The sequence below is a fragment of the Streptomyces sp. NPDC104367 genome (assembly GCF_055583825.1).
The window spans coordinates 124,288-140,310 of record NZ_JBVJND010000022.1 but is presented as its reverse complement, the minus strand read 5'-3'; the positions used below and the strand labels follow the sequence as shown (position 1 = coordinate 140,310).

Annotated in this window: 13 protein-coding genes and 1 riboswitch; of the genes, 8 read left to right on the top strand and 5 right to left on the bottom strand. The window is 72.7% G+C overall.

What is annotated here, in order from left to right:
• The first annotated feature begins 140 nt into the window (after window positions 1–140).
• Window positions 141–422 (top strand): HPr family phosphocarrier protein, encoded by a 282-nt coding sequence (locus tag ACZ619_RS29775; RefSeq protein ID WP_469605266.1) that lies wholly within the window; start codon window positions 141–143, stop codon window positions 420–422.
• Between the two features lie 254 nt (window positions 423–676).
• Here ACZ619_RS29775 and ACZ619_RS29770 read toward each other — a convergent pair whose 3' ends face one another.
• From ACZ619_RS29770 to ACZ619_RS29755, 4 genes are all read right to left on the bottom strand, one after another.
• The gene (locus tag ACZ619_RS29770; RefSeq protein ID WP_469605263.1) at window positions 677–1,372 is read right to left on the bottom strand and encodes a GntR family transcriptional regulator; all 696 of its coding nucleotides are present in this window, start codon (window positions 1,370–1,372) and stop codon (window positions 677–679) included.
• Window positions 1,373–1,559: 187 nt separating this feature from the next.
• Entirely contained in the window at window positions 1,560–2,315 is a 756-nt protein-coding gene (locus ACZ619_RS29765; protein WP_469605261.1) for a M23 family metallopeptidase, read from the bottom strand.
• A 12-nt stretch (window positions 2,316–2,327) separates the two neighbouring features.
• Window positions 2,328–2,490: riboswitch (cyclic di-AMP (ydaO/yuaA leader) on the bottom strand.
• 202 nt (window positions 2,491–2,692) lie between these two features.
• A complete protein-coding gene (locus ACZ619_RS29760; RefSeq protein WP_469605258.1) occupies window positions 2,693–4,081 on the bottom strand; it encodes a M16 family metallopeptidase in 1,389 nt (462 codons plus the stop codon).
• Entirely contained in the window at window positions 4,078–5,472 is a 1,395-nt protein-coding gene (locus ACZ619_RS29755; protein ID WP_469605256.1) for a M16 family metallopeptidase, read from the bottom strand. The genes ACZ619_RS29760 and ACZ619_RS29755 overlap by 4 nt, the downstream gene beginning before the upstream one ends.
• Window positions 5,473–5,738: 266 nt before the next feature.
• Here ACZ619_RS29755 and ACZ619_RS29750 point away from each other — a divergent pair, with 266 nt between their 5' ends.
• On the top strand, window positions 5,739–8,195 hold the full coding sequence (locus ACZ619_RS29750; RefSeq protein WP_469605253.1) for a DNA gyrase/topoisomerase IV subunit A: 2,457 nt from the start codon (window positions 5,739–5,741) through the stop codon (window positions 8,193–8,195).
• On the opposite strand, the gene ACZ619_RS29745 is transcribed toward ACZ619_RS29750, so the two are convergent.
• Window positions 8,192–9,271, bottom strand: coding sequence for a CobW family GTP-binding protein (locus tag ACZ619_RS29745; RefSeq protein WP_469605250.1), 1,080 nt, complete (start codon window positions 9,269–9,271; stop codon window positions 8,192–8,194). The genes ACZ619_RS29750 and ACZ619_RS29745 overlap by 4 nt on opposite strands.
• 477 nt (window positions 9,272–9,748) lie before the next feature.
• Between ACZ619_RS29745 and ACZ619_RS29740 the strand changes: the two genes are divergently transcribed.
• The 6 genes from ACZ619_RS29740 (at window position 9,749) to ACZ619_RS29715 (ending at window position 16,017) form a co-directional block, all read left to right on the top strand.
• A complete protein-coding gene (locus tag ACZ619_RS29740) occupies window positions 9,749–10,276 on the top strand; it encodes a DUF6082 family protein (RefSeq protein WP_469605249.1) in 528 nt (175 codons plus the stop codon).
• Between the two features lie 98 nt (window positions 10,277–10,374).
• Window positions 10,375–10,611, top strand: a complete 237-nt coding sequence (locus ACZ619_RS29735; protein ID WP_469605246.1) for a hypothetical protein — start codon at window positions 10,375–10,377, stop codon at window positions 10,609–10,611.
• Window positions 10,612–11,138: 527 nt separating this feature from the next.
• Complete coding sequence (locus tag ACZ619_RS29730; protein WP_469605244.1) at window positions 11,139–12,395, top strand: citrate/2-methylcitrate synthase; 1,257 nt, start codon at window positions 11,139–11,141, stop codon at window positions 12,393–12,395.
• Between the two features lie 179 nt (window positions 12,396–12,574).
• On the top strand, window positions 12,575–13,519 hold the full coding sequence (locus ACZ619_RS29725; RefSeq protein WP_469605241.1) for a sucrase ferredoxin: 945 nt from the start codon (window positions 12,575–12,577) through the stop codon (window positions 13,517–13,519).
• An 81-nt stretch (window positions 13,520–13,600) separates the two neighbouring features.
• A complete protein-coding gene (locus ACZ619_RS29720) occupies window positions 13,601–15,340 on the top strand; it encodes an ATP-binding protein (RefSeq protein ID WP_469605239.1) in 1,740 nt (579 codons plus the stop codon).
• Complete coding sequence (locus ACZ619_RS29715) at window positions 15,337–16,017, top strand: response regulator (protein ID WP_469605237.1); 681 nt, start codon at window positions 15,337–15,339, stop codon at window positions 16,015–16,017. The genes ACZ619_RS29720 and ACZ619_RS29715 overlap by 4 nt, the downstream gene beginning before the upstream one ends.
• The last annotated feature ends 6 nt before the right edge of the window (window positions 16,018–16,023 follow it).

Sequence of the window (16,023 nt, the reverse complement as noted above, 5' to 3'; positions counted from 1 at the left end):
AGGCAGTCTGTGGAGGACGGAAGTCGGGCCGAGGCCGCGGTCCGACGACACACCCGGAGGGCATCCGTGTCCGCTCCGGGGATGCTTCACGTTATGGGAAACTGGTCTAGACAACCCTGAAAACCGAAGGGCAGCATCACATGGCTGAGCGCCGCGTCAACGTCGGCTGGGCCGAGGGCCTCCACGCCCGCCCCGCTTCCATCTTCGTCCGAGCCGCCACGGCCGCAGGCGTCCCGGTGACGATCGCCAAGGCCGGGGGCAACCCTGTCAACGCGGCCTCCATGCTGGCTGTCCTGGGCCTGGGCGCCCAGGGCGGCGAGGAGATCGTCCTCGCCTCCGACGCCGAGGGCTCCGACGCCGCCCTCGACCGCCTGGCCAAGCTGGTCGCCGAGGGTCTCGAGGAGCTCCCCGAGACCGTCTGAGCGACACAGCGCCGCCCGCACGTCAGGGCCGAGGCCGCGCCGCACCCGAACGGGGCGGCGCGGCCTCGCCGTTTTCCGCCCCGGAAATTTGCCCCGCCTCGGCTCCGGCGTGCGCGGCGAGGCGTTCCGCACGCCCCGCACCATTTGCACCAGGCACACCAATAGCGCGCCACCGGAAATTCCCGGCGCGCGCGAATAAGGGCAGCGGAAATACGGCTCCGCTGAATAACATCTCTTTGTATACGGCGCTCGTGTTAATGCCGCAGGCCCGACATGTTTACGGGAGGTTGCGAAGTCCTCACACCGTTCGCCCGGTCGGCCCCGCCCGAGAACCGCAGCCGGTGGGCGGCCGTCACGCGCTCGGTGTGCAGCGCGGTGATCGCCCGTGCGCGCTCGCCGTCGCCGCGCGCCACCGCGTCCACGATGGCGCCGTGCTCGGCCCAGGACTCCACGGGGTTGGCGGGCGCGTCGGCCGCGTACATCCAGGCGATCTTGTGCCGCAGCTGGGTGAGGGTCGAGGTCAGGGCGTGGCTGCCGGAGGCCTGGGCGAGCGTCTCGTGGAACCAGCCGCCCAGCGAGCGCAGATCCTCGCTGTTGCCCCTGCGGGACCGCTCCTGGCCCAGCCTGACCAGCCCGCGCAGCACCTTGAGGTGGGCCTCGGTGCGCCGCTGGGCGGCCCGTGCGGCGCCCAGCGGCTCCAGGAGCATCCGCATCTCCAGCAGGTCGGCCGCCTCCTGCTCGGTCGGCTCGGCGACGCACGCGCCCGCGTGCCGGCGCGTCACCACGAAGCCCTCGGCCTCCAGGGTGCGCAGGGCCTCGCGGACGGGGACGCGCGAGACGCCGTAGCGGCGGGCCAGCAGTTCCTCGGTGAGCCGGCCGCCTCGCTCGTAGACACCCGCGACGATGTCGTCCCGGATCGCCGTGCATACCGAGTGCGCCGGAATACGCATGACCGACCTCCGCCTTAATCCCCGAGAAAAGCCGCCGAGTGGCGTCCGTTCCGTGACTCTATTGCAATGAGCCGGAATTTCCGACGGGGGGCCGGAATCCAGGGATATATTTTGGACAGCGGGGGCACGAAAACGGCGAAAGCCCCGGCTCGGGAGCCGGGGCTTGTGAAGATCTGGCCGTATGTCGTCAGACGTTCACACCGTGCTTGCGGAGGTAGGCGACCGGGTCGACGTCGGAGCCGTACTCCGCGGTCGTACGGGCCTCGAAGTGGAGGTGTGGGCCCGTCACGTTGCCGGTGGCGCCGGAGAGGCCGATCTGCTGGCCCGGGGTGACCTGCTGGCCCACCGAGACGCCGATGGACGACAGGTGGCCGTACTGGGTGTACATGCCGTCGGCCATCTTGATGACGATCTGGTTGCCGTACGCCCCGCCCCAGCCGGTGGAGACGACCGTGCCGGTGCCGACGGCGTGCACGGCCGTGCCGGTGGCGGCGTGGAAGTCGATGCCGGTGTGGGTGCCGGAGGACCACAGGGAGCCGCCGGTCTTGTAGCCGGTGGAGACGTAGGAGCCCGAGATCGGTGCGACGAAGGCGTTGAGGCGCTCGCGCTCGGCCGCCCGGGCGGCGCGCGCCTTGGCCTCGTGCGCCTCCTTCGCCCTGGCCGCGGCCTCCTTGCGGGCGGCCTCCAGGGCCGCCTCGCGCTCGGCCTCGGCCTTCTGCGTGACGGCCTGGGCGTCGATCTGCTCGACCACCGAGTCGCTGACCGTGATGACCGGGGTGAGGCCGGTCTGCTCGACGGAGTTCTCGGCGGCGAGGGCCGGGGCCGCGGAGACGGTGCCGATGACACCGGTGGTGGTGAGGGCCGCGATGCCGGCGGCCTGCGCGCCGGTGCGCTTCACCCGGCCGGGACGACGGTGCTTCCCGGAGGCGCACATGAACGCCATGTAGAGGCTGGTCCTTTCCTTCCCTCTCGCCTACCGGGTTAGCTGACGGGTTCGGAGCAGGAAGGTCTCCTACGGACCCCCTCGCGGCTCGCGCGGGCGCCCGATTCACCCCAGGGACGTGTGGGTCCCCGGCTCCCCTGGCTCGCGCCGTACGGGGACTCGGCGATGACTGTCCGGTGCCGCGGTTGCGGCGCACTGCATGACGGACAGCCCGGAAGAACCTACGAGGGCGCGCTTTCCATACCCAAACGGATCCGGGTTTTTGTAGCGCATCCCACAGGGCAGACAGGCAACCTCCGCCCCAATTCGGACATTCGGCGGCCCTGGTGACATCCCGGTCACCAGGGCCGCTCCACGCGCGTGTGCCGCCCGCCCGGTTACTCGGCGGCGACGACCGTGACTTCGCCGATCCCGAGCGCCTCGACGGGCTCCTTGATCTGCGCCGCGTCCCCGACGAGGACGGTCACCAGCCGGTCCACCGAGAAGGCGTTGACCACGGCCGCGGTGGCCTCCACGGTGCCGGTGGCGGCGAGCTGCCGGTAGAGGGTCGCCTGGAAGTCGTCGGGCAGGTGCTGCTCGACCTGGTCGGCCAGGGTGCCCGCGACGGCGGCCGCCGTCTCGTACTTGAGCGGCGCCACACCGACCAGGTTCTGCACGGCGATGTCGCGCTCGGCGTCGGTGAGGCCCTCGGCGGCGAGGGTGCGCAGCACCGTCCACAGGTCCTGGAGCGCGGGACCGGTGTTCGGGGTGTCCACGGAGCCGCTGATGGCCAGCAGGGAGGCGCCGCTGCCGTCGGGGGCGGAGCGCAGCACCTGCCCGAAGGAGCGGACGCCGTAGGTGTAGCCCTTCTCCTCGCGCAGGACGCGGTCCAGGCGGGAGGTGAGGGTGCCGCCCAGGCAGTAGGTGCCGAGCACCTGGGCGGGCCAGACGCGGTCGTGCCGGTCGGGGCCGACGCGGCCGATGAGCAGCTGCGTCTGGACGGCTCCGGGACGGTCCACGACGACGACCCGGCCGGTGTCGTCGGCGGTGACCGGCGGGACCGGCCGGGGCTCGGCGGTGGTGCCGCGCCAGGCGCCCAGGGTCTCGCCGAGCAGTTCGTCGAGGTCGATGCCGGTGAGGTCGCCGACGACGACCGCGGTGGCGGTCGCGGGGCGGACGTGCCGGTCGTAGAACGCGCGGACGGCGGCCGCGTCGATCTTCTCGACCGTCTCCTCGGTGCCCTGGCGGGGGCGGGACATCCGCGCGGTGGCCGGGAACAGCTCCTTGTAGAGCTGCTTGGCGGCCCGGCGGCTGGGGTTGGCCTGCTCGTGCGGGATCTCGTCGAGGCGGTTGCGGACCAGCCGCTCGACCTCGCTGTCGGCGAACGCGGGCGCCCGCAGCGCGTCGGAGAGCAGTCCGAGGCCCTTGGCCAGACGGGAGGCCGGGACCTCCAGGCTGACGCGGACGCAGGGGTGGTCGGCGTGGGCGTCGAGGGTGGCGCCGGCGCGCTCCAGTTCGGCGGCGAACTCCTCGGCGGAGTGCTTGTCGGTGCCCTCCGAGAACGCGCGCGCCATGATGGTGGCGACGCCGTCCAGGCCGGCCGGTTCGGCGTCCAGGGGCGCGTCCACCAGCACCTCGACGGCGACGACCTGCTGGCCGGGGCGGTGGCAGCGGAGCACGGTCAGGCCGTTGTCCAGGGTGCCGCGCTCGGGCGCGGGGAAGGCCCAGGGCCTGGCGTCGCCCGGCTGGGGCTGCGGGTGGAAGTCCATGCTGGCGAGCTCGGTCACTTGGCCGTCTCCTCGTCGTTGTCGCCGGCTTCGACCGTGGCCTCGGCCTCGGGGTCCTCGGGCACGTCGGCGTCCGGGGCCGTCTCCGGGGACTTGGGTTCGTAGACGAGCACCGCGCGGTTGTCGGGGCGCAGCCGCGCCTTGGCGATCTCCTGGACCTCCTCGGGGGTGACCGTCAGGACGCGCTGGACGGCGGTCAGGGCGAGCTGCGGGTCGCCGAACAGGACGGCGAAGCGGCACAGTTCGTCGGCGCGGCCCGCGACGGTGCCGAGCCGGTCCAGCCACTCGCGCTCCAACTGGGCCTGGGCGCGCTCCATCTCCTCGGGCGTGGGGCCCTCCTCGGCGAACCGGGCGAGCTCCTCGTCGATGGCGGTCTCGATGACCGGCACCTCGACATCACCGGAGGTCTTCACGTCCAGCCAGCCCAGGGAGGGCGCGCCGGCCAGGCGCAGCAGGCCGAAGCCGGCCGCGACGGCCGTACGGTCGCGCCGCACCAGGCGGTTGTAGAGCCGGGAGGACTCGCCGCCGCCGAGGACGGTGAGGGCGAGGTCGGCCGCGTCGGACGCGCGCGTGCCGTCCTCCGGGAGCCGGTAGGCGGCCATCAGCGCCCGCGCGGGGACCTCCTCCACGACGACCTCGCGCAGCTGCCCTCCCATGGTCTCGGGCAGCGAGCCGTCGCGCGGGGCGGGCTTGCCGTCGTGCGCCGGGATGGAGCCGAAGTACTTCTCGACCCAGGCCAGCGCCTGCTGCGGGTCGATGTCGCCGACGACCGACAGGACGGCGTTGTTGGGCGCGTAGTACGTCCGGAAGAACGCGCGGGCGTCCTCCAGGGTGGCCGCGTCCAGGTCGGCCATCGAGCCGATCGGCGTGTGGTGGTAGGGGTGGCCCTCCGGATAGGCGAGGGCGGTCAGCTTCTCGAACGCGGTGCCGTAGGGCACGTTGTCGTAGCGCTGGCGGCGCTCGTTCTTGACGACGTCGCGCTGGTTCTCCATCGACTCGTCGTCCAGGGCGGCGAGCAGGGAGCCCATCCGGTCGGCCTCCAGCCAGAGGGCGAGCTCCAGCTGGTGGGCGGGCATGGTCTCGAAGTAGTTGGTGCGCTCGAAGCTGGTGGTGCCGTTGAGCGAACCGCCGGCGCCCTGCACCAGCTCGAAGTGGCCGTTGCCCTTGACCTGGGCGGAGCCCTGGAACATCAGGTGCTCGAAAAGGTGAGCCAGGCCGGTGCGGCCCTTGACTTCGTGCCGGGAACCGACGTCGTACCAGAGGCAGACCGCCGCGACCGGGGTCAGGTGGTCCTCGGAGAGCACCACGCGCAGACCGTTGGCCAAGCGGTGCTCGGTCGCTGTCAGGCCTCCGGAGCCTGTCTCGGCCGTGGTCGTGTGACCCATGGGCATGTACGTCCCTTCGCTCGCGGAAGCGGTCTCGAACCGCGGTTTTTCTGCCGGTCCTGCCACTGTATGCAAGCGTGCGGGGACCCGGCGAAGTTCCCGCACGACATACGCCCAGAGCGGATCGCGTAGCCTGCGTCCCACCCGTTCCCGAACGCCTCATCGGCACCGGGGCGGGCCGCGGAGACCGGGTCCTGGCCCGGGTTGTCAGTGTCGCGGTCCACAATGGTCCGCGTCAGATCCCTTCACGCTTGAGCAAGGAGCCGGCAGCGATGGCCCGCCGCAGCACGAAGACCCCGCCGCCCGACGACTCGTTCGAGGAGAGAATCCTCGATATCGACGTCGTGGACGAGATGCGCGGCTCCTACCTCGAGTACGCGTACTCGGTGATCTACTCACGCGCCCTGCCGGACGCCCGCGACGGCCTCAAGCCGGTGCACCGCCGCATCGTCTACCAGATGAACGAGATGGGGCTGCGCCCCGAGCGCGGCTACGTGAAGTGCGCGCGTGTGGTCGGCGAGGTGATGGGCAAGCTGCACCCGCACGGCGACGCGTCGATCTACGACGCGCTGGTGCGCATGGCGCAGCCGTTCTCGATGCGCGTCCCGCTGGTCGACGGCCACGGCAACTTCGGTTCGCTGGGCAACGACGACCCGCCGGCCGCCATGCGGTACACCGAGTGCCGGATGGCCGAGGCGACCAGCCTGATGACCGAGTCGATCGACGAGGACACGGTCGACTTCGCGCCCAACTACGACGGCCAGGAGCAGGAGCCGGTGGCGCTGCCCGCCGCCTTCCCCAACCTGCTGGTGAACGGCTCCTCGGGCATCGCGGTCGGCATGGCGACGAACATGCCGCCGCACAACCTCGGCGAGGTCGTCGCGGCCGCCCGCCACCTGATCCGCTATCCGAACGCGGACCTGGACACGCTGATGAAGTACGTCCCGGGCCCCGACCTGCCGACCGGCGGCCGGATCGTCGGCCTGGACGGCGTCCGGGACGCGTACGAGACGGGCCGCGGCACCTTCAAGATCCGGGCCACGGTGGCGGTGGAGACGGTGACGGCCCGCCGCAAGGGCCTGGTCATCACCGAACTGCCCTTCACGGTCGGCCCCGAGAAGGTCATCGGCAAGATCAAGGACCTGGTCAACGCCAAGAAGCTCCAGGGCATCGCCGACGTCAAGGACCTCACCGACCGCGAGCACGGGCTGCGTCTGGTCGTCGAGATCAAGAACGGCTTCGTGCCGGAGGCGGTCCTGGAGCAGCTCTACAAGCTGACGCCGATGGAGGAGTCCTTCGGCATCAACAACGTGGCGCTGGTGGACGGCCAGCCGCTCACCCTGGGCCTCAAGGAGCTGCTGGAGGTCTACCTCGACCACCGCTTCGAGGTGGTCCGCCGGCGCAGCGAGTTCCGCCGCACCAAGCGCCGGGACCGGCTGCACCTGGTCGAGGGTCTGCTGACCGCCCTGGTCGACATCGACGAGGTCATCCGGCTGATCCGCTCCAGCGACAACAGCGCCGAGGCCAAGCAGCGCCTGATGGAGCGCTTCTCGCTGTCGGAGATCCAGACCCAGTACATCCTGGACACCCCGCTGCGCCGCCTCACCCGGTTCGACCGTATCGAGCTGGAGGCGGAGCGGGAGAAGCTCACCTCGGAGATCGCCGAGCTGACCCGGATCCTGGAGTCGGACGCGGAACTGCGCAAGCTGGTCTCGGCCGAACTGGCCGCGGTCGCGAAGAAGTTCGGCACCGAGCGGCGTACGGTCCTGCTGGCGTCCTCGGGGGCCGCGGCGACCGCGGTGCCGCTCCAGGTGGCCGACGACCCGTGCCGGGTGCTGCTGTCCTCGACCGGCCTGCTGGCCCGCACCATGAACGGCGAGCCGTTCCCGGAGGACGCCGACGGCCGGCGTGCCAAGCACGACGTGATCGTCTCGGCGGTCCCGGCGACCGCGCGCGGCGAGGTCGGCGCGGTCACCTCGGCGGGCCGGCTGCTGCGCGTCAACGTGGTCGACCTGCCGCAGCTCCCGGAGACGGCGACCGCCCCGAACCTGGCGGGCGGCGCGCCGCTGTCCGAGTTCCTCTCCCTGGCGGACGACGAGACGGCGGTCTGCCTGATCACGCTGGACGAGTCGTCGCCGGGCCTGGCGCTCGGCACGGAACAGGGCGTGGTCAAGCGTGTGGTGCCCGACTACCCGTCCAACAAGGACGAGTTGGAGGTCATCACGCTCAAGGAGGGCGACCGGATCGTCGGCGCGGTGGAGCTGCGCACCGGCGAGGAGGACCTGGTCTTCATCACCGACGACGCGCAACTGCTGCGCTACCAGGCCTCCCAGGTGCGTCCGCAGGGCCGCCCGGCGGGCGGTATGGCGGGCATCAAGCTCGTCGACGGCGCAAAGGTCATCTCCTTCACGGCGGTGGACCCGGCGGCCGACGCGGTGGTCTTCACGGTGGCCGGCTCACGCGGCACGCTCGACGACTCGGTGCAGACGACGGCCAAACTGACCCCCTTCGACCAGTACCCGCGCAAGGGCCGCGCCACCGGCGGCGTCCGCTGCCAGCGCCTCCTCAAGGGCGAGGACTGCCTGTCCTTCGCCTGGGCGGGCCCGGTCCCGGCCAAGGCGGCCCAGAAGAACGGCACCCCGGCCGAACTCCCGGAGATCGACCCGCGCCGCGACGGCTCCGGTGTCTCGCTCCAGAAGACGGTGTGGGTGGTGGCGGGCCCGGTCTAGGCCTCGTACTCCTCGTCGGGGCCCTCCGCGAGGCCCTGTACGTAGCGCAGGACGCCCCACATGCCGTGTTCGTCGGTGTGTGGGGCGTCGTTCGTGCAGGCCTCCAGCTCCTTGCGGAGGGCGGGGGCGTCGATGCCGGAGCCGATCAGGACGAGCCGGCTGAGCCGCTCGTCGGCCTCGCTCCAGGGCTCCGGGTAGAAGCGCAGGAACCGCCCGACGGCGTGCACGGCGTACCGGTTGCCGGTGTCGTAGGGCCCGAAGTCGACGTGTCCCTTGATCCGGTAGAGCCCCTCGGGGCGGCTGTCGAGGAAGGTCATCAGGCGGCGCGGGTCGAGGGGCGGCGCGGAGACGAAGGAGACGCTGTCGTAGCCGGCGTGCAGATGTCCCTCGTGCGCGCCGTTCGCGCCGTCCGCGCCGTGGTCGTGGAGGTCGTCGAAGGACAGCTGGCCGAGGCGCTCCTCGCTGGGCCGGCAGTCGAAGAGGAACTCGGGGTCGACACGGCCGTAGGTGGCGGGGACGACGGCCGCGCCGCGGTCGGTGAGCGACCGCACGAGGTCCAGGACGCGCGCACCGCCGTCCCCGGCCCGGTCGAGCTTGTTGACGACGACCAGGTCGGCGAGGGCGAGGTGGCGGTCGATCTCGGGGTGCCGGGCGCGCGTGCCGTCGAACTCGGCTGCGTCGACGACCTCGACGAGGCCGCCGTAGACGATGCCGGGGTGCTCGCTGGCGAGCAGCATCCGGACGAGTTCCTGGGGTTCGGCGAGTCCGCTGGCCTCGATGACGATGACGTCGATCCCGGTGGCCGGGTTGGCGAGCCGCTCCAGGTACTCGTCCAGTTCGCCGGCGTCGACGGCGCAGCACAGGCAGCCGTTGCCGAGCGAGACGGTCGAGTCGCCGAGGGCGCCGGCCACCGCCATCGCGTCGATCTCGATGGCCCCGAAGTCGTTGACGATCGCCCCGATCCGGCTGCCCCCGCCGCGGTGCAGCAGGTGGTTGAGGAGCGTGGTCTTCCCGGAGCCCAGGAATCCGGCGAGCACGACGACCGGGATCTGCTGCGGACTGCGGTGGTGCTCCAACGGACGGCCTCTCTGACACGGACACGCGCACCGGCGCGCGGACGGGGACGGGGACGGGGGCGGGGACGGGTGTGCCGACTCGGACGGGTGTGCGGACTCGGACGGGGACGGATGCGCCGACTCGGACGAGTGCGCCGACTCGGACGGGGACGGGCGCGCGGACGCACTCGGGGACGGCTGTAGGGACGCGATCGGGGACGGGTGTGCGGACGGGTGCGGGTGTGCGGCCCCCAGGATACGAGTGGGCCGAAAGCCCGGGAGCCGGGCGATTGCCGACGTCCGCGCGGGGCAGACGTCCGGCGATGCGCCGGGGTCGTGCGACCCTGCCTTCCCCCCGTGCGCCTCTTCTCCGCCTCCCCGCCGAACGCACGGCTCGGCACCCTGGGAGACGGCAAGCGCCGCCCACCGCTCGCCGGTCCCCACCAGTCGATCCGCACACCGACGACCGGCGGACGGCCGCCTGAATCGGGGGTTGACATGGCCACACAGAGCCGGGGGACGCGTGCGCTGGGCGCCGCGGCCGCGGCAGGGTTCGCCTGCGCCGCGGGAGGACTCGCGCTGGTCCTGGCGCAACAGCGCCGGCAACAGGCGCTGCGGCTGCGGGTGGAGCAGCAGCGTATGCACTTCGAGCTGCTCAGCAGGGCCATCGACGATCCGGAACTCGCCGCGGTGATGAGCACGGTCGACCTGGCCGCCGTACCGCCGAAGGACCGTCCTCGGATACGGCGCCAGTACCTCTTCGCGAACGCGCTCTACATCAACGCGCTGCGGACCTACCACGTGGGGAACGTCAACTGGCGGGAGCTGCACGGCCACCTTCGGGTGCTCTGTCAGAGTGCTCTGTTCCGGGACTACTGGAAGGCCACCCGGCACCACCGCGAGAGCCTGGACCCGGAGTCCGAGGAGGCGCGCGTGGGCCGGATGATGGACAGGATCGTCCGGGATCTGGACGAGGCGGACACCGAGCAGTGGTGGGTCGTGGGCGAACCCCCCGAGCCGGAGTAGCGGGCCGAGTCGAACCCGGGTTCCCGGATATCGGGAGAGGCGGCAGGCTAACCTGACCCTCGCCCCATTTCCTACTGCTCAGAGGACCGGGATCACCTTTGAAAATCGTGCGCCGCATCGGTGCATCTCCCCGTGAACGCGGCAGCGTGACAGGCGAGACCTGCCCCGACATTTTCGAACTCAGTGACGGGAACTTCGCCGTCATCGGGACAGAGGCGACCGACGCACTGGACGGCGAACTACCGGCCGACGCGGCACGGGCCGACTACGAACGCATTGTCGTCATCAGCCGTGAGACCTTGCTCCGCGCCAGGGCCGACATTCCCGACGCCTGATTCCCCGGGAGCCGGACCAGCCCGGTTCGCTCCCCGACGGCCCCACCGCACACCCTCCGCGCAGCCACGGGGCCTTCCGTCAAGCAGCACAGACCCGGTCCTCGCTTGACGGTACGCCTTGCCAGGCCCGGCACCAGACCGGTTCCGGGCCTCGCCGCACCAGCGTTTCCGGACGGAGCCACCGGGTGTCCCGGGAGCTGCGAGGACAATTGCGCGGCGACCGCCATTCGACCGGCCCGAAGTCTTCTCGGGAAGACCGCCGGGACGGTATTCCGCGCCTATGCCCGATCACCCGCGAAACGTTAATTCGGACCACGTAGGACACTCCTGGGCCGAGACCCACGAATTCGCCCCGGAAACACCCGGGAACACCCGGGAACACGGCGGGCAACCACGCGCCGTCCGTCTCCGTGTGAAGTCCCCGCGCACTGCCGGGTGCGCAGTGCTCAAGGATTCGAAACCGGTGCGGCCGATGGTGGACCGGCCGGCGTTCACGCAGGGGCGGGGTCCCGGTTACCGTGACGCGCATGCGCGATCACGACGCCGCTCCCGGCGGCCCCGAGCGGCGGCTGAGCACCAAGGAGACCGCCGAGTTGCTCGGCGTGAAGCCCGAGACCGTGTACGCCTACGTGAGCCGGGGCCAGCTCGGCAGCAGGCGGGAGCCCGGAGGCCGGGCCAGCACGTTCGACGCCGCGGAGGTGGCGGCGCTCGCCCGGCGCAACAGGCGGGAGGCGGCCGGGAGTCCGGGCTCGGGCGGTGAGCTGTCGGTGCGCACCCGGATCACGTTGATCGACGGGGACCGGTACTTCTTCCGCGGTGTCGACGCCACCGAGCTGGCCGCGCGGCACTCCTACGAGGAGGTGGCCGAGTGGCTCTGGACCGGTCGGCTGAACCGCGGCGTGACCTTCACCGCGCCGGAGGCCGCAGTCGCCGTCGCCCGCCGGGTCGTCGACGCCCTGCCGGAGCACACCTCCCCCACCGACCGCCTGCGGGTCGCGACGATCGCCGCGGCCGCCGAGGACCCGCTGCGTTTCGACCTCTCCGAGGAGGCCGTCCTCGGCACGGCGCGCGCACTGATCCCCACCCTCGTCGCCGCCCTGCCGCTCCGGCGGCGGGGGCGGCCGGACGACGGGCCGCTCGCCCTGCGGCTGTGGCACCGGCTGACCGACCGCGACCCGGACGACGCGGCCCTGCGGGTGCTCGACACGGCGCTCGCCCTGCTCGCCGACCACGACCTGGCCGCCTCCACGCTCGCCGTCCGGGTCGCCGCCTCGGCCCGCGCCCACGCCTACGCGGCGGTGTCGGCCGGACTCGGCGTCCTGGAGGGCCCCCTGCACGGCGCCGCCGGCGGCCTCGCCCACAAGATGCTGCTCGACGTCGTCGACCGGGGCACCGCCGTCCCGGTCGTCGCGGACGAACTCCGCGCGGGCCGCCGCATTCCCGGGCTCGGCCACCGGATCTACCGGGGCGAGGACCCACGCGCGCGTGTCCTGTTCGCCCTCCTGGAGGAGGTCCGGGGCGCCGAGCCCGTGCTGCTGGCGGCCCGCGACGTGGTCGCCACGACCGCCCGGCACGCCCCGCTGCACGCCAACGTCGACCTGGCGCTGGCCGTGTTCACCGCCTCCTGCGGGATGCCCGCCACCGCGGGCGAGACGGTCTTCGCCGTCGCCCGGACGGCGGGCTGGATCGCGCACGCCCTGGAGGAGTACGGCGAACGGCCGCTGCGCATGCGCCCCAGCGGCCACTACATCGGCCCGAAGCCGCCGCGACCGCTGCCGGAGTAGCCGCGCCGAAGCCCCGCCCGAGCCCCCTCCGAGCCTTCTCCGGACCTCGTCCGAGCCCCCTCAGAGCCCCCTCAGAGCCTTCTCCGAGCCCCGACACGAACCGCGAACCGGCCCCGACCCGACCCCGAACGGACCAGTCCGGAATTCACCGCGGCCGAAGTCAGGTTAGGCTCACCTGCGTGAGTAGGTGTGCAACCGTCTCCCGGATGCTCGACGAGCCCGTTTCCGGCACCGCCGCCACCGCGACGACGTGGCTGCTGCTGGAACAGTCCGGCCCGTGGGGTGCCAAGGCGCTCACTTCGAGCCATCTGGACCCCGTCCTCGGCCGTGCCCTGGAAACCGCCGCCCAGGGCACCGGCGTCCGCGTCGCGCTCATCCGGCGCCCCGGCCGGCACGCCGACCCGGGCACCCCCGCCGTACGCCAGGTGTACGCGGCCCACACGGTCCCCGGCCGGGCCTGGCTGCACGGCGCCACCACCCGCGACCCTCGGCAGCTGCTCGGCCTCGACTTCGCCGCGCTCGGCGCGGGCGACCACCGCTCGTTCGGCACGGCGCTCGGCGGCCGGCCGCACTCAGACGGCCCGCTCGCGCTCGTCTGCACCAACGGCAAGCGGGACCGCTGCTGCGCCCTGCTCGGCCGCCCGCTCGCCGCCGAGCTGGCCGCGTCCGGTGTGCACGGCACCTGGGAGGTCACCCACCTCGGCGGCCACCGCTTCTCACCGACCCTGCTCGTGCTGCCGTACGGCTACGCGTACGGCCGCGCCGAGGCGCACGCCGTCAAGGAGGTCCTGCACGGCATCCAGGAGGGCCGCGTGGTGCTGGAGGGCTGCCGCGGGTGCTCCGCCTGGGAACGGCCCGGCCAGGCGGCCGAACTGGCGGTGCGCGAGGCGGCCCGCGAGTACGCGGCGGGCGTCCTGAGCGTCGTACGGACCGAGGGCGCGGCCCCGCACTGGGAGGTCACCGTCGCCCACACCGACGGCCGCCACTGGCGCGTGTGCGTGACCCAGGGCGCCTCCCTGCCGGCCCGCCCGGAGAGCTGCGGGGTGTCGGTGCTGGGTTCGCCGGCCCGGATGGACGTGGTGTCGCTGCGGGAGCTGCGGACGGCGACGGCGCTCGCCGGCTGATCCCGTACCCGCGGGAGCCGTCGGGAGATCCGCGCCACACCCCCTTAAGGGCGGCGCGCCCGCGCACGTACCGTCGTGGCCATGAGCCGCACGCCCCCCGTACGTCGTCTGCGCCCCCGGCTGCCCCGGAAGGTGTTCTCGCAGGTCCTGCTGATGCAGCTGGCGATCGCCGCGGGGGTGGCGGTGCTCGCGACCGGGCTCTTCCTCGCGCCGCTGAGCAAGCAGCTGGACCAGGAGGCCATGCGCCGGGCGCTGGCGATCGCGCAGACCACCGCGCAGGACCCGCAGATCGCCGAGGGCGTGCTGACCACCGAGCCCAGCGTGCACGGACCGGTGCAGAAGGAGGCCGAGCGGATCCGCAGGGCCACCCACGCCGAGTACATCGTGGTGATGGACCGGCGGGGATTCCGCTGGTCCCACACCACGCCCTCGGAGATCGGCCGCCATGTCTCGACCGACCCCAGGGAGGCGCTGGCCGGCAAGGAGGTCATGCAGATCGACGACGGCACCCTCGGACGCTCCGCGCGCGGCAAGGTGCCGCTGTACGACTCGGCGCACGACATCATCGGGGCGGTCTCGGTCGGCATCGCCTACGACAGTGTCCGGGCCCGGCTGCTGAGCGTGATCCCGGGGCTGTTCGCGTACGCCGGCGGCGCGCTCGCGGTCGGCGCGCTGGCCGCCTGGCTGATCTCCAGGCGGGTCCAGCGGCAGACCCGTGACCTGGCCTTCTCCGACATCTCGGCGCTGCTCTCGGAGCGCGAGGCGATGCTGCACGGCATCCGCGAGGGCGTCGTCGCCCTGGACCGCGGCGGCCGTATCCGCCTGCTCAACGACGAGGCGAGGCGGCTGCTGGGCATCGGCGACGAGGCCGTCGGCCTGCCCCCGGACGAGGCGCTCGGCGAAGGCCGTACGACCGACGTGCTGGCCGGGCGGGTGACCGGCACCGATCTGCTCACCGTGCGCGGCCAGCGGGTCCTGGTCGCCAACCGCATGCCGACCGACGACGGCGGCGCCGTGGCGACCCTGCGCGACCGCACCGAGCTGGAGCAGCTCGGCCGCGAACTCGACTCCACGCGCGGCCTGATCGACGCCCTGCGCGCCCAGGACCACGAGCACGCCAACCGCATGCACACCCTGCTCGGGCTGCTGGAACTGGAGATGTACGACGACGCCGTGGAGTTCGTCGGCGAGGTGGTCGGCGACCACCGGGTCACCGCCGAGCAGGTCACGGAGAAGATCCAGGACCCGCTGCTGGCCGCCCTGCTGGTCGGCAAGGCGACCGTCGCGGCCGAGCGCGGGGTCGCCCTGTGGATCTCGGACCGCACCCGGCTCCCGGACCGGCTGATCGACCCCCGGGGCCTGGTCACGGTCGTGGGCAACCTGGTGGACAACGCGCTGGACGCGGTCGCCGGCACCCCGCACGCGCGCGTGGAGGTCGAGTTGCGTGCCGAGGGGCGCGCGGTCGTGCTCGGGGTGCGCGACACCGGGCCCGGGATTCCGGCGGACCAGCGCGAGCTGGTCTTCACCGACGGGTGGTCCACGAAGAAGCCGCCCGCGCACGGCAAGCGGGGCATCGGGCTCTCCCTGGTGCGCAGGCTGGCGGAACGGCAGGGCGGCAGCGCGACCGTGGCCGAGGCGGACGGCGGGGGCGCGCAGTTCACGGTCGCACTCCCCGAGGCACTGACCGAAGCCGGACTGGACCCGGCGGCCCAGCCGACACCGGGGTCGGTGCCGGGGTCGGTGCCGGTCGCGAGGTCGGTACAAGGGCCGGGGTCGGGGTTCGTGTCGGGGTTCGTGTCGGGTGAGGAGGAGTCGCGGTGATCGAGGTCCTGGTCGTGGACGACGACATCCGGGTGGCCCGGGTCAACGCCGCCTACGTCGAGAAGGTGCCCGGCTTCCGCGTGGCAGGCGAGGCCCACGACGCGGCCGAGGCGCTGCGCCGGCTGGAGTCGCTCCCCCGGCTGGACCTGGTCCTCATGGACCACCACCTGCCCGACGCCACGGGTCTCGCGGTGGTCCGGGAGATGCGCCGGCGCGGCCACCAGACCGACGTGATCATGGTGACGGCGGCCCGGGACGTGTCGACCGTGCAGGCGGCGATGCGCCAGGGCGTGCTGCAGTACCTGGTGAAGCCGTTCGCGTTCGCGGGGCTGCGGGCCAAGCTGGAGGCGTACGCGCGGCTGCGGCGCACCCTGGACGGCGGCGGCGAGGCCGAACAGGCCCAGGTGGACCGCATCTTCGGCGCCCTGTCCGCGCCGTCCGAGCCCGGGCTGCCCAAGGGGCACTCCCCCACCACCGCCGACCTGGTGCGGCAGGCGCTGATGAACGCCGGGGGTCCGCTGTCGGCCCAGGAGCTCGCCGGGCGGACCGGCGTGAGCCGGCAGACCGCCCAGCGCTATCTGAAGCTCCTGGAGCGCACCGGCAGGGCCCGGCTGACCCTCAGGTACGGCGACGCGGGCCGCCCCGAACACCGTTACGTGTGGGCGCCCCGCGGCTGAGACGTC